A 13081-nucleotide genomic window follows, 5' to 3' on the forward strand; every position below is an offset into this window, starting at 1 on the left:
TTTCATTACATACAGCCACAAGCTGCATGCCGAGTCCATGGCCTCAGATGAGCTTTAAGCCCTTGAAGCTGACATAGCCATCCTTGCCGATGATGATGTGGTCATGCACCGTGATGCCGAGCGGCTTGGCGCTGTTGATGATCATATGGGTCATGTCGATATCCGCGCGCGAAGGGGTCGGGTCGCCGGAGGGATGATTGTGGACAAGAATGATTGCCGTGGCCGACAGTTCCAGCGCCCGCTTGATCACCTCGCGCGGATAGACGGGCGTATGATCGATCGTGCCGATGCCCTGGATTTCGTCGGCGATCAGCTTGTTGCGTTTGTCGAGGAACAGGATGCGGAACTGTTCACGGGTCTCGTGCGCCATGGCCGCATTGCAATAATCGATCACCGACGACCATGAGCCCAGAATCGGGCGGTCCTTCAGCGAACTCTTCAGGCTGCGCTGGGCTAGCGCTGACATCAATTTAAGGTCGAAAGCGACGGTCTCACCGATGCCCGGGACCTCCTGCAGCAGTTCCGCCGGCGCGCCGAACACGCCGCCAAGCGAGCCGAACCGCTCGATCAGCGCCTTGGCGATCGGCTTGGTATCGCGGCGCGGGATCAGCCGGAACAGCAGCAATTCGAGGATTTCGTAATCGGCGAGCGCGTTCGCCCCGCTTTCCCTGAAACGGGCGCGCAGCCGGTCGCGATGGCCGAGGACATGGCTTGGCGTCTTGTCACGGATATCGCCGCCGCGAAACGGGCGTTCGGGCGGCTGATCGGCGAAGAACGTCCGCTCGTCGGGGCCGTCTTCTTCAAGGCCGGCTGGGTTGCCTTTGGCGGGCGGTTTCTTCATGCGGCTCCTGGAGCGATAGCAGGCAACATCGGTTCCAATCCTGAAACGGCCTAAAGCGCCGGCGTCAGACCCGGACGGTCGTAGCCGCCGGGCGACAGCGTGAACACCTCGCAGCCATCGCTGGTGACGCCGACGGTGTGCTCGTACTGGGCCGAAAGCGAGCGGTCGCGGGTCACCGCGGTCCAGCCGTCATTCAGCACCTTCACATGGGGCTTGCCGAGGTTGAGCATCGGCTCGATGGTGAAGATCATGCCTTCCTTCAGCTCCGGTCCCTCGTTCTTGCGGCCGTAATGCAGAATATTCGGCGCGTCGTGGAACAGCCGGCCGACGCCGTGGCCGCAGAAATCGCGGACCACCGAGCAGCGTTCGCTTTCGGCATAGGTCTGGATCGCCTCGCCGATGGCACCGGTGCGCGCGCCGGGCTTCACCGCTGCAATGCCGCGCAGCAGCGATTCGTAGGTCACTTCCAAGAGCCGTTCGGCCGCCCGCTTCAATTGCCCCACCGGATACATCCGGCTCGAATCGCCGTGCCAGCCGTCGAGGATATAGGTAACGTCGACATTGATGATGTCGCCCTCGCGCAGCGGCTTGGCATTGGGCATGCCGTGGCAGACGACATGGTTGATCGAGGTACAGCTTGAATATTTGTAGCCGCGATAGCCGAGCGTTGCCGGAACCACGCCGTGATCGAGGCCGTACTGCAGCACGTGGCGGTCGATCTCCTCGGTGGTGACGCCCGGCTTGATCAGGTCGGCGAGGCTGTCGAGGCAGCCGGCGGTGATGCGGCAGACCTGGCGCATCTTTTCGAAGCCTGCTTCATCATAAAGGCGGATCGTGCCGTCATTCTTCAGCGGCGCTGTTGCCGCATCGGCGTAATTTACCATGGTCATCCTCCGCACCGCCCTAGCGTGTGCGCTTACATGTTATCAACCAATACTGTACCATCTGGCGTGATGCTGTCACGGGATACATTGCATTTTATCGCAAAGGCCTCGACGCCGGCGCGACGCGCGCATTTGAAAGCCTCGGCATAGACCGGGTCAAGATCGGCGGCGATGGCGAAGCGTTCGCAATCGTCGCGCTGGATCAGGTAGACCATCGCCGCCCGTTTTCCAGCCGCGACCATATCCGCAAGCTCGGCCAGATGCCGGGTTCCACGCGCCGTCGGCGTATCGGGAAATTCGGCAAGGCCGGGCGTGCGGATGAAGTGGACATTCTTGACCTCGATGTAAAGGTCGGGCCGGTCATCGGCCGACAGCAGCAGGTCGATCCGGCTCTGGCGGCCATATTTCTGCTCGCGCCGGATCAGGGTATAATCGGCAAAATCATCCACCATCCCCAGGGCGATCGCCTCTTCGGCAAGCCGGTTCGGCAGCCCGGTATTGACGCCGACCACAGTGCCATCGGCCTCGATCAGTTCGAAACGGTGGGGATATTTGCGCTTGCCGTCATCATTGCGCGACAGCCAGATTCGCGAGCCGGGCGTGTTGAGCCCGAGCATCGAGCCGGTATTGGGGCATGAGCCGGTGATCGCCTCGCCGGTTTCCTCCAGGACGGCATCGAACAGGAAGCGCTTGTAGCGCCGGATCAGCGTTGCCGCTATCAAGGGAGGATCGAACTGCATGGGAATGCGTTTTAGCCTTTCAAGTGCCACTTGCAAGGGGTGGACGCCAACGAGGAGACGAGATCATGGAATGGATAACGGGCGGATGCCTTTGCGGCAGGGTACGGATAGCGGTGTCGGGCGAGCCCTATCGGGTAGGCGTGTGCCATTGCCTCGATTGCCGCAAGCATCACGGCGCGCCGTTTCAGGCGGCCGCGATCTTCCCCGAGACCGCCGTCAGCATTGCGGGCGAGGCGAGTTGCTTCGAAGACCGGTATTTCTGCCCGACCTGCGGTTCGCCGGTCTATGCCGTGAGCGGTGATGAAATCGAGATCAATCTCGGCACGTTCGATCAGCCCGACCGCTTCAAGCCGACCTATGAACTATGGACGATCCGGCGCGAATCCTGGCTTCCGCCGCTTCCGGTCTCCCATCGCTACGAGCGTGACCGGGAAGGCGAGGGGCGAACGGAAGACTGACCTGCTTGCACCCGGCCGCCAAACCGGGCAGATTTGCCGGCGACTGATTTGCGCCGCCGCGGCGACAGGAGAGATGCGATGAAATTCGGCCGGATGATCTTGAGTGTAACCCTTGTGGCGGCGGCCTCGCTTCTTGCCGCCTGCTCCACCACCTGCGGCGAGCCGGATGTCTGCGATACCGGCACGGCGGCCTATCCCCAGTTTACCGATGAAGAGGTCGCGACCATGACGACCAAGCTCGACGGACTGGCCGGCATTCCCGCCCCACAATAATCCTCCAAAAGCCTCCGTTCTCGGCCCGTCCTGTGGCAAGGATGAAACAGAGTATTAGGATTTCTGCCGCAAAATCGACGCAAGTGCAGTTGATTGTTGCGTAAGGGCGGTTTTTCCTGCTCTCGTTTCGACGATCCTTCGAAAGGCAAGGATCGTTCAACCCAGTGTTCCAAGAGGAAGAAGATGGAAGAGTTCCACAAGGTCAGGCGACTGCCGCCATACGTTTTCGAACAGGTCAACCGTTTGAAAGCGAGCGCGCGAGCGGCGGGCGCCGATATCATCGACCTTGGCATGGGCAATCCCGATCTTCCGACCCCGCAATCCGTGGTCGACAAGCTGTGCGAGGTCGTGCGCGATCCGCGCACCCACCGCTATTCTTCGTCCAAGGGCATTCCCGGCCTGCGCCGCGCCCAGGCCGGTTATTATGCCCGTCGTTTCGGCGTCAAATTGAACCCGGAGACCGAAATCGTCGCCACGCTCGGCTCCAAGGAAGGCTTTGCCAATATGGCGCAGGCGATCACCGCCCCCGGCGATATGATCCTTTGCCCGAACCCGACCTATCCGATCCACGCCTTCGGCTTCCTGATGGCCGGCGGCGTGATCCGTTCGATCCCGGTCGAGCCGGATGACAGCTTTTTCGGGCCGGTCGAGCGGGCGGTGAAGCACTCGATCCCCAAGCCGATCGCGCTGGTGCTCAACTACCCGTCGAACCCGACCGCGCAGGTGGCGAGTCTCGATTTCTACCGCGAGGTCGTGGCCTTCGCGAAGAAGCACGAGCTTATCGTGCTCTCCGATCTCGCCTATTCGGAAATCTATTTCGATGGCGCGCCGCCGCCCTCCGTGCTCCAGGTGCCGGGCGCCAAGGATGTGGCGGTCGAGTTCACCTCTATGTCCAAGACCTATTCCATGCCGGGCTGGCGCATGGGCTTCGCCGTTGGCAATGAGCGGCTGATTTCGGCGCTCGCGCGCGTGAAGTCCTATCTCGATTACGGCGCGTTCACCCCGATCCAGGTTGCCGCCACCCACGCGCTGAACGGCGATGGCTCGGACATCCAGGAAGTCCGCTCGATCTATCACAAGCGCCGCGACGTCATGGTCGAAAGCTTCGCCAAGGCCGGCTGGCAGGTGACCCCGCCGGCGGCGACCATGTTTGCCTGGGCCAAGATCCCGGAGCCATTTGCCGAAATGGGCTCGCTCGAATTCTCCAAGCTGCTGGTGGAAAAAGCTGATGTCGCCGTTGCCCCCGGCATTGGCTTCGGCGAGCAGGGCGATGATCATGTGCGCATCGCGCTGGTCGAAAACGAGCACCGCATCCGCCAGGCCGCGCGCAACCTCAAGCGCTTCTTCGCCACCACTGAGGTCGCGCCCGACAACATCGTGTCGTTGAAGGCGCATCGGTAGTGTAGCGGAAAGGCACGCCCCTTTCTCGCGGTTCGATCAGGAAGGCGGAACGCTTTCCTGATCGCCCAATGTTCATGACAGGTTCATAACCAATACCGCATTCCTCTGACGAGATTTAATTTATCGTTGGGAAAGAATCCTCTTTTAAATCAGGAGTGGTAGCGCTATCATGAATAACAAGAGAAACCTTGCGGGAATGGTTCACGTTGGGAATTTGCCTGGCTGGCGGGCGAAGCCGGCGCTCGCGGCAGGGCTTCAAGCGGAGGAACTGCGGATGTATGAAACCTTTGGCCGGGTAAAGAAAACGATCATCGCCGTCATCGGCTCGGCCGAGCGCGACGTCGTCGAACTGGCCACGCTGGACGATCTGGGCATCAACTCGATCGATATCCTCGAGCTGGGCCTGGCTCTCGAGGACGAGTTCGCTGTGGTGATTATGGATGAAGATCTTTTCTCCAGTGCCACCGTTGGCGATCTGGTCAAGACTATACACAAATCGCAGGCCCACTATTCGCAAGTCGCGGACCCGGTGGAAGTATTCGTTCACAGCGAAGGTGAAGCAGGCGCGTGAATGTCTCCGCGCGAGACCGTCCTACGCTGGTCCTTCCAAATTTCTCCGCTCGGAATGTTCCATTTGCCGGCGACACCCATGGCAGACGCCCTGCAAATCGGCGTCGCCGGTCGGTTTCGAGGGCATCACTGCCCGGCCGCGTGAGCGGAGCAGATGTAATAAGACAGCTGATATGTGCGGAACCAGGGAAGTTCAATTCAGAATTGACTGAGGCTCGCTACCTTGGCAACAAACAATACGCGGTTCGAACATCCGGACTTTGCCAGGATCGATTTGATTTGAGAGCGCGCGGTGTGGATTGAGACGCCACGGATGTCGGCGATGTCCGATGCAGAATACCCCGAGCATATCAGTTGACCAATTTCGATTTCCGCAGAGGTCAATCCGACCATTTTCGCAAATGGCTCGACTTTGAATTTGGGCTTGCGATCGCTATCAACGATCCGAATAAGGGCTCCCCGAAGATTCTTTTCCAGGTCATTGCCAGCATGCCCAAACGGCGAGATTTCTATCCAATAGGGTGATCGGAGGGAGCGCTTGGTGATGACCATTGCATTGCGTGGCAAGCTTGCTTGGCCGATCGCCGTCAGTGCGGTTTGGGTGATACGCCGCCTCAGTTCCCCGTTGGAAGCTTGCGGGTACGCAACGATTTTGCCGTCTTTTTTTGAAATGCCATCTTGATCCGCGAAAACCGCGCTTGCCTTCCTATTCTCGATAATGACATCACCATTCTGGCTGACGATGCACACGCCGATATCCATGCTGTCAAGCAGCTCAAGCATCACTGCGTATTGCTTGCGCAGAACATTGTTCATCTGCTCTAGCGCGAGGGCGGAGGCCAAGTGAGGAGCAATGAGGCTTGCCGCACGCAGGCTTTCGGGAGAGATGTCGGTTTTACGATGATCGACATGCATGACAAACCCCGAATTCCAATCGCTCGCTCCAGACATGTTGACTGCAAAACGTCTTCCGACACCGAAGATTTTGCTTGTCTCGACGAACATCTCTGTTTCAAGGAGTCCGGGCTCATCAGGCCACATTTCGGCATCGGTCATGGGAATGTACTGTTGTTGCCGTAGCAAGCGCCTAAGCGCCCTCAATTCGAACGCGCCATACTTGGCTGACAACCCGGAGAAGGTATCGGTCTCCTTGCGATAGATTCTGCTCGACTCCTGGAGCTGATACTGATGTTGCCTGCCGTTGTATTTCAAGATGGTCATGCCCGAAACACCTGAGAACCGGGCTATCTCATCGCTTATCATTGAATTTTCATCAAATTGAGAAGTCGATGGAGAATACAGACCCTGCAATATCCTGCTAAATAGCTCGATATCCATATCAGAGTTCTCCAATTAATACTTCTATGTTCAGGAAGAAAGGCGTCGGCAGGTCAGTGTCAATGCCCCTGCAAGTAAAGGTAGGAAGGCAAAATTTGTTCTATGTGGCCTCCGGCACCTCTGTATTTAATGAAGGCGAAATTAAAACAGAGATGTTGACGATCTGTTTGGAATTTAGATGGAGCATTCTTACAAAAGGACCTCAGTTTAAGATATTGAAATATCTTTTTTCCATGCAACTTCTTGAGTAAAATTTCGGGTACTTTCTTTTCATGCAAACCTGATACCATTTTCGTTGCTTTTCAGACGTTGGAGCTGGCTGAGTTGGCTGTCTACATCTCTAGGTATATACCGACATGTAGTTGCAATCAATAAATCCGACTTGTCCATTCTTGGTTCTGTGTCGCTGCGCATACCCCAATTGGGTTATGACGCTGAGCCCATAGCGGGTCGACACTCGGTTCTTCGCAACATGGTTCCAGAAAAGATAACGAGGATCGGCGAATGAGTGACACCTTCAGTCGTGTGAAGAAGACAATCGTAGCCGTTATTGGATCTGCCGAAGACGAGGTGAACACAGACGCTACTTTGAACGGTCTCGGCATCAATTCACTCGATATTCTCGAACTGGGGATGGCCCTTGAGGAGGAATTTGACGTGATGATCATGGATGAATATCTGCTCTCGAGCAAAACCGTTGGCGATCTGGTCGAGACCGTTAATAACGCGCGCGCTCAGCAAACGTGTTCGTCTGCCGCAACGGTGGAGCAGGAGTGTGCGCCCACTCGGGCAAGATCGTCCCTGTGCTGGCCCTTCCAAATTTCCCGCCTCAGAATGTTCCATTTGCTGGCGAAACGATCTAAATGAAGCGCGGACGCTTGCGTCCGAACGTGAAATTCGGGTCAGTAGGAATACCCCATGGCAGATGCCCTGAAAATCGGCGTCGCCGGTCTTGGAACCGTCGGCGCCTCGCTTGTGCGCATCATCAGCGAGCGACATGAAAACCTCGCCACGGCCTGCGGCCGCGCCATTACGGTGACGGCAGTATCGGCGCGCGACCGCACCAAGGATCGCGGCATCGATGTCACCTCGGCCACATGGTACGACGATCCGGCGGCGATGGCGCGCGAGGGCGACATCGACGTGCTGGTCGAGCTCATCGGCGGCGCGAGCGGGGCCGCGAAGGATGCGGTGAACGCGGCGCTGGAGCGGGGCATCCATGTCGTGACCGCCAACAAGGCGCTGCTCGCCGAAGACGGCGTGGCGCTCGCGGCACTCGCCGAGGAAAAGGGCGTGCTGCTGAATTTCGAGGCGGCTGTCGCCGGCGGCATTCCGGTGATCAAGGCCGTGCGCGAATCGCTCACCGGCAACACCATGACCCGCGTCTACGGCATCATGAACGGCACCTGCAATTACATCCTGACGCGGATGGAGAAGGAAGGGCTGTCCTTCGAGGACTGCCTCAAGGAAGCCCAGCGGCTCGGCTATGCCGAGGCCGATCCGTCCTTCGACATCAACGGCAATGACACCGCCCACAAGCTCGCGATCCTTACCTCGCTTGCCTTCGGCTGCGAGATCTCCTGCGACGATATCTATCTCGAGGGTATCTCCAACATCACCCAGGACGATATCCGCGCGGCGGCCGAACTCGGCTATCGCATCAAGCTCCTGGGCGTTGCCCAGCGCACCGGCGGCGGCATCGAGCAGCGCGTGCATCCGACCATGGTGCCGCATGATACCGTGATCGCCCAGGTCGACGGGGTCACCAATGCGGTGGCGATCGAATCCGATATTCTCGGCGACTTGCTGATGGTCGGCCCGGGCGCAGGCGGCGATGCCACGGCCTCCGCCGTGCTTGGCGATATCGCCGACATCGCCAAGTCGCGCCCCGGTGCGCAGACAGTGCCGGCGCTCGGCCGGCCGGCGAAATCGCTGGAGCCCTACAAGCGGGCGCGCATGCGCAGCCATGAGGGCGGCTATTTCATCCGCATGCGGGTGGCCGACCGGATCGGCGTGATCGCGGCGATTGCCAGGCGCATGGCCGACAACCAGATCTCGCTCGAATCGATCGTGCAGCATTCGGCCAATGGCGAGCGCGACGCGCCGACCAAGACCATCATCATGGTCACCCACGCCACCACCGAGCTTTCGATCCGAAACGCCGTCAAGGCGATGGAGAGCGATGGTTACATCGTCGGCAAGCCGCAGGTTATCCGCATCGAAAAGCCCTGAAACGCGGTTCCTGCTCCGGATTCGCGCTTCGGCTGCCATGCGCCGCCGCGATCAGCCGATGACATCGGGGCGCATCAGGCGCTATGAAGGGCAGAACGTCGAAGCGGAGCCGAGGCCTGATGACTGATACTGCCGCCCAGCGCAAGGCGAGCCCCCGGGCATTTCTGGGCGTGGAGCGTTCCGCGCGCGATCTGCGCTGGGTGCCGCGTCTGGGCCCGGCGGGTGAAAACCGGGCGCTGGCCATGGCGCAGAACCACGGCCTTTCCGAACTGATTGCCCGGGTTCTCGCCGGCCGAGATGTGCCGGTGGACGACGCGCCCGCCTTTCTGGACCCGACCCTTCGCTCGCTGATGCCGGACCCTTTCAGCCTGACCGATTGCGAGGTAGCGGTCGCCCGCCTGATCGAAGCCGTCAAACGCGGCGAAAAGGTCGCGATCTTCGGCGACTACGACGTCGACGGGGCCTGTTCGTCGGCGCTCATGTACCGCTTTCTCACCATGCTTGGCCTCGAGGTCGAGATTTATATCCCCGACCGCATCTTCGAAGGCTACGGGCCGAACCCGCAGGCGATCGAAAGCCTGATCAGGGACGGCGCGAAACTGATAGTGACCGTCGATTGCGGCTCCACCAGCCACGAATCGCTTGCGGCGGCGAAGGCGCTCGGCGTCGATGTCGTGGTGATCGACCACCACCAGGTCGGCGTCGACCTGCCGGAATGCGCGGCCCTGGTGAACCCAAACCGCGAGGACGATCTTTCGGGGCAGGGGCATCTCTGCGCCGCCGGCGTGGTGTTCCTCGTTCTGGTGGCCGCACACAGGGCTTTGCGCCAGGCTGGCGACATGCGCGCCGGACGGATCGATCTCCTGTCCTGGCTCGATCTGGTGGCGCTGGCGACGGTGTGCGACGTGGTGCCGCTCAGGGGGCTGAACCGCGCCTATGTCGTCAAGGGGCTGATCGTGGCGCGCTCGCTTTCCAATCCCGGTCTCGCGGCGCTGTTCAAGCGCGCCGGCCTCGCCGGGCCGGTGACGCCCTATCACCTCGGCTTTCTGATCGGCCCGCGCATCAACGCCGGCGGGCGGATCGGCGATGCGGCGCTCGGCAGCAGGCTTCTGACGGTCGATGATACGGAAGAGGCAGAGGCGATCGCCGAACGCCTCGACCAGCTCAACCGCGAGCGCCAGGCGATCGAGACGGCGATGCTGCAGGAGGCCGAGGCCGACGCGATTGCCGAATTCGGCGATGGCAGCGGCGCGGGCGTGATCGTGACCGCCCGCCAGGGCTGGCATCCCGGCATTGTCGGCCTGCTGGCCTCGCGGTTGAAGGACCGATTCGGACGCCCGGCCTTTGCCATCGCCTTCGATGCGAATGGCCGCGGGACCGGTTCCGGCCGATCGATCTCGGGTTTCGATCTCGGGCGCATGGTGCGTATGGCTGTGGAGCAGGGGCTGCTGGTCAAGGGCGGAGGCCATGCGATGGCCGCCGGCCTGACGGTGACGCGCGAGAAGCTCTCGGCGCTTCGGGCCTTCTTTGAGGACCACGCCCGCGATGCCGTCGAGGCGCTTGCGGCCGACGCGGTGCTGAAGATCGACGGCGCGCTCAGCGCCTCGGGCGCCACGCTTGACCTGATCGACCGGCTGGAAGCGGCCGGCCCTTACGGCTCCGGCCATCCGCAGCCGATCTTCGCGCTGCCGCAGCATCGGGTGCGCGACGCGCGCGTGATCGGCGCAGGCGGCCATGTGAAGGTGCGGCTTGAAAGCGCGGAAGGGACGGCGCTGGATGGCATCGCCTTCCGCGCCGCCGACAAGCCTCTGGGCGAGCTTCTGCTTGGCAGCCGCGGGCGCAGCCTGCATCTCGCGGGAACGCTTTCCGGCGACCACTGGCAGGGCCAGCGCCGCGTTCAGCTGCGAATCATCGATGCGGCCAATCCGTCATGATGTCGAGGAGGTGAGGTTCGGCGCGGCGGCTGAACGAGAGGTTTGAAATGGCACGCCCTAGGGGAATCGAACCCCTCTTTCCAGAATGAAAATCTGGCGTCCTAACCGATAGACGAAGGGCGCACATTTCAAAAACGGCGGTCACCGCAAAGCCGGAACCGCCGCCACAGCAAACACCATTCTCGAAGCATCCAGGCTCCGAAAACATCCCGCAAAAGGTCAATGACCTGTAGCAAAGGATGGCACGCCCTAGGGGAATCGAACCCCTCTTTCCAGAATGAAAATCTGGCGTCCTAACCGATAGACGAAGGGCGCATGCGTTCGCTGGGCGCCCTTATAATCAGGCAGATGAATTGCCGCAAGCGCAAATCAGCGAATTCTTCAAAAAAAAGACACAAGAGAGGCGCCGGTTGCGGCGCCTCAATAAGTATTTGTTTTTTCCGCCTAAAATCCGTGCTTGCACGGTCGACGGAAAAGCGGACTTACCAGCGTCCGGTGTTCTGCATCGAAGCCCAGGGCTCCTGCGGGGGAAGCGCATCGCCATCCTGCAGGATTTCAACCGAAATGCCGTCGGGCGAACGCACGAACGCCATATGGCCGTCGCGCGGCGGGCGGTTGATGGTGACGCCGGCATCCGCCATCTTCTGGCAGAAATCGTAGATATTCTTGACCCGATAGGCGAGGTGACCGAAATTGCGGCCACCGGAATATTCTTCCGGATCCCAGTTATAGGTCAGCTCCAGCTTCGGCACGTGGTCGTTGTCGCCCTTTTCGAGATCGGCGGGCGCGGCGAGGAAAATCAGGGTGAACCGGCCCTTTTCATTCTCGATCCGGCGGACTTCCTTCAGCCCCATCAACTCGCAGTAGAATCGCAGCGAGGCGTCGATATCCGTTATGCGGACCATGGTGTGGAGATAATGCATAGGTCACTTTCCTGTGGGCTAAACTGAAAATTTCTGCGGCGTTGACCCGCAATTCCCGATTTCATGCGTTTGGGTATTGCAGGAATCAGATGGATGAATGTTATTCTTCTGTGAAGAATCAGTTAATTCGCGGCCTGGGTTTTTCAAGGAGCGGGGGCAACATGGCCGAGAGGTCTCAAGCGGGAAGATATTCTGCCGCAGAGGATGCGGGCCTTGAAACCGGGGAACTGCTCGAGGTTACCGGCTTCGTGAAGTGGTTCGACGTCGGCAAGGGGTTTGGTTTCGTGGTGCCGGACAACGGCATGGACGATATTCTCCTCCACGTCACCTGCCTGCGCAAGGACGGCTACCAGACCATACTGGAAGGCACCCGCGTCGTCGCGCTGGTGCAGAAGCGCGAGCGCGGCTATCAGGCGTTCCGCATCCTGTCCATGGACCAGTCCACCGCCGTCCATCCCTCGCAGATGCCGCCGGTGAAGACCCATGTCCATGTCGAGGCGACGAGCGGGCTGGAGCGGGTGATCGTCAAATGGTTCAACCGCGAAAAGGGATTCGGCTTCCTGACGCGCGGCGAGGGCACCGAGGACATTTTCATCCACATGGAGACGCTGCGCCGCTACGGCCTCACCGAGCTGGTCCAGGGCCAGAGCGTGCTGGTGCGATTCGGCGACGGCCCCAAGGGCCTGATGGCCGCCGAGGTTCATCCCGACATTCCGAACCCGATGCACCGCACCAACTGAGGCGCCGCGCGCACTTGGCGGCGTCCGGGCTGGCGTTTCGAGACTTCCACAGCTTCCGGCTTGCCGGCTTGGCCCTGAGGGCGGCGCATTCACATTGAGTTTTGCACCGACCCCTCTTAAGGTCGACCACGGCGGCGAGACCGCCAGGCTTCGAGGCGAGGACCCCCATGAAACGCACATTCGGCAATTGGAAAATGCTGGCGGCCGCCTTCCTGCTGCTGTTTGGCGGGCTTGCCGTGGCCCAGACCGAGATCACCTTTGAAACCTCGCGGTTGACGCTGCATACCGAAACAGGCGACCACGAGATCGTCGTCGAGCTCGCCGATACCGAACAGCAGCGCCAGCGCGGCCTGATGTACCGCACCGAGCTTGCCCCCGATCACGGGATGATCTTCGACCTCGGCCAGCCGCGCACCGCCTCGATGTGGATGGCGAACACGCTGATCCCGCTCGACATGGTGTTCATTCGCACGGACGGCTCGGTGGCCGGCTACTACGAGAAAGCCGAGCCCGGCTCCAAGCGCGTGATCGCCTCGCGTGAGCCGGTGAAATACGTGCTCGAGTTGGCGGGCGGCCAGGCGCAGGCCTACGGGTTGAAGCCCGGCGACACCGTCACCGGCCCGGCGCTCAAGCAATAACGCCCGCCCGCCGCTTTAAGTATTGCGATCGGCCCGCGAACCGTGTATCCGACCCGCATCGGCGGAGTGTAGCGCAGCCTGGTAGCGCATCTGGTTTGGGACCAGAGGG

The 13081-nt window shown here is 60.6% G+C and carries 14 protein-coding genes and 2 tRNA genes; 9 read left to right on the plus strand and 7 right to left on the minus strand.

The genetic code is table 11. The features are described from left to right. Positions 1–43 precede the first annotated feature (43 nt). The 3 genes from radC to sfsA are packed head-to-tail and all read right to left on the minus strand — an operon-like array spanning position 44 to position 2465. On the minus strand, positions 44–841 hold the full coding sequence (radC, locus tag B4E36_RS15870; protein WP_292054991.1) for a RadC family protein: 798 nt from the start codon (positions 839–841) through the stop codon (positions 44–46). 50 nt (positions 842–891) lie between these two features. Then, positions 892–1725: a type I methionyl aminopeptidase gene (gene map / locus B4E36_RS15875; protein WP_018065955.1), complete on the minus strand. Its 834-nt coding sequence runs from the start codon at positions 1723–1725 to the stop codon at positions 892–894. Positions 1726–1757: 32 nt separating this feature from the next. Further along, positions 1758–2465: a DNA/RNA nuclease SfsA gene (gene sfsA, locus B4E36_RS15880; protein WP_292054990.1), complete on the minus strand. Its 708-nt coding sequence runs from the start codon at positions 2463–2465 to the stop codon at positions 1758–1760. A gap of 65 nt (positions 2466–2530) precedes the next feature. Here sfsA and B4E36_RS15885 point away from each other — a divergent pair, with 65 nt between their 5' ends. From B4E36_RS15885 to B4E36_RS15900, 4 genes are all read left to right on the plus strand, one after another. Beyond that, positions 2531–2923, plus strand: coding sequence for a GFA family protein (locus tag B4E36_RS15885; protein WP_292054989.1), 393 nt, complete (start codon positions 2531–2533; stop codon positions 2921–2923). Positions 2924–3001: 78 nt separating this feature from the next. Further along, positions 3002–3196: a hypothetical protein gene (locus B4E36_RS15890; protein ID WP_018065958.1), complete on the plus strand. Its 195-nt coding sequence runs from the start codon at positions 3002–3004 to the stop codon at positions 3194–3196. 183 nt (positions 3197–3379) lie between these two features. After that, positions 3380–4597, plus strand: a complete 1218-nt coding sequence (locus B4E36_RS15895; protein WP_292054988.1) for an LL-diaminopimelate aminotransferase — start codon at positions 3380–3382, stop codon at positions 4595–4597. 169 nt (positions 4598–4766) lie between these two features. Next, entirely contained in the window at positions 4767–5168 is a 402-nt protein-coding gene (locus tag B4E36_RS15900; RefSeq protein WP_292054987.1) for an acyl carrier protein, read from the plus strand. A gap of 197 nt (positions 5169–5365) precedes the next feature. Here the strand turns inward: B4E36_RS15900 and B4E36_RS15905 are convergent, their stop codons facing one another. Beyond that, positions 5366–6505, minus strand: coding sequence for a helix-turn-helix transcriptional regulator (locus B4E36_RS15905; protein WP_345900560.1), 1140 nt, complete (start codon positions 6503–6505; stop codon positions 5366–5368). A gap of 504 nt (positions 6506–7009) precedes the next feature. Between B4E36_RS15905 and B4E36_RS15910 the strand changes: the two genes are divergently transcribed. The 3 genes from B4E36_RS15910 (at position 7010) to recJ (ending at position 10671) form a co-directional block, all read left to right on the plus strand. Then, a complete protein-coding gene (locus B4E36_RS15910; protein ID WP_345900561.1) occupies positions 7010–7372 on the plus strand; it encodes an acyl carrier protein in 363 nt (120 codons plus the stop codon). Positions 7373–7423: 51 nt separating this feature from the next. Beyond that, positions 7424–8737 carry a homoserine dehydrogenase gene (locus B4E36_RS15915; RefSeq protein WP_018065964.1) on the plus strand — a complete coding sequence of 438 codons (1314 nt, stop codon included), beginning with the start codon at positions 7424–7426 and terminating at the stop codon, positions 8735–8737. A 119-nt stretch (positions 8738–8856) separates the two neighbouring features. Beyond that, positions 8857–10671 (plus strand): single-stranded-DNA-specific exonuclease RecJ, encoded by a 1815-nt coding sequence (recJ, locus tag B4E36_RS15920; RefSeq protein ID WP_292054984.1) that lies wholly within the window; start codon positions 8857–8859, stop codon positions 10669–10671. Between the two features lie 48 nt (positions 10672–10719). On the opposite strand, the gene B4E36_RS15925 is transcribed toward recJ, so the two are convergent. The 3 genes from B4E36_RS15925 to B4E36_RS15935 form a co-directional block, all read right to left on the minus strand. Then, positions 10720–10794, minus strand: a tRNA-Glu gene (locus B4E36_RS15925). Positions 10795–10911: 117 nt separating this feature from the next. Next, positions 10912–10986: transfer RNA gene (locus B4E36_RS15930), tRNA-Glu, on the minus strand. A 167-nt stretch (positions 10987–11153) separates the two neighbouring features. Continuing rightward, positions 11154–11594 (minus strand): VOC family protein, encoded by a 441-nt coding sequence (locus B4E36_RS15935; RefSeq protein WP_292054983.1) that lies wholly within the window; start codon positions 11592–11594, stop codon positions 11154–11156. Between the two features lie 161 nt (positions 11595–11755). Between B4E36_RS15935 and B4E36_RS15940 the strand changes: the two genes are divergently transcribed. Both B4E36_RS15940 and B4E36_RS15945 read left to right on the plus strand, forming a co-directional pair. Next, positions 11756–12334, plus strand: a complete 579-nt coding sequence (locus tag B4E36_RS15940; RefSeq protein WP_292054982.1) for a cold-shock protein — start codon at positions 11756–11758, stop codon at positions 12332–12334. Between the two features lie 167 nt (positions 12335–12501). Further along, positions 12502–12972 carry a DUF192 domain-containing protein gene (locus B4E36_RS15945; protein WP_292054981.1) on the plus strand — a complete coding sequence of 157 codons (471 nt, stop codon included), beginning with the start codon at positions 12502–12504 and terminating at the stop codon, positions 12970–12972. Positions 12973–13081: the final 109 nt, after the last annotated feature.

This window comes from Martelella sp. UBA3392 (assembly GCF_002358775.1).
Classification (GTDB): Bacteria; Pseudomonadota; Alphaproteobacteria; order Rhizobiales; family Rhizobiaceae; genus Martelella; species Martelella mediterranea.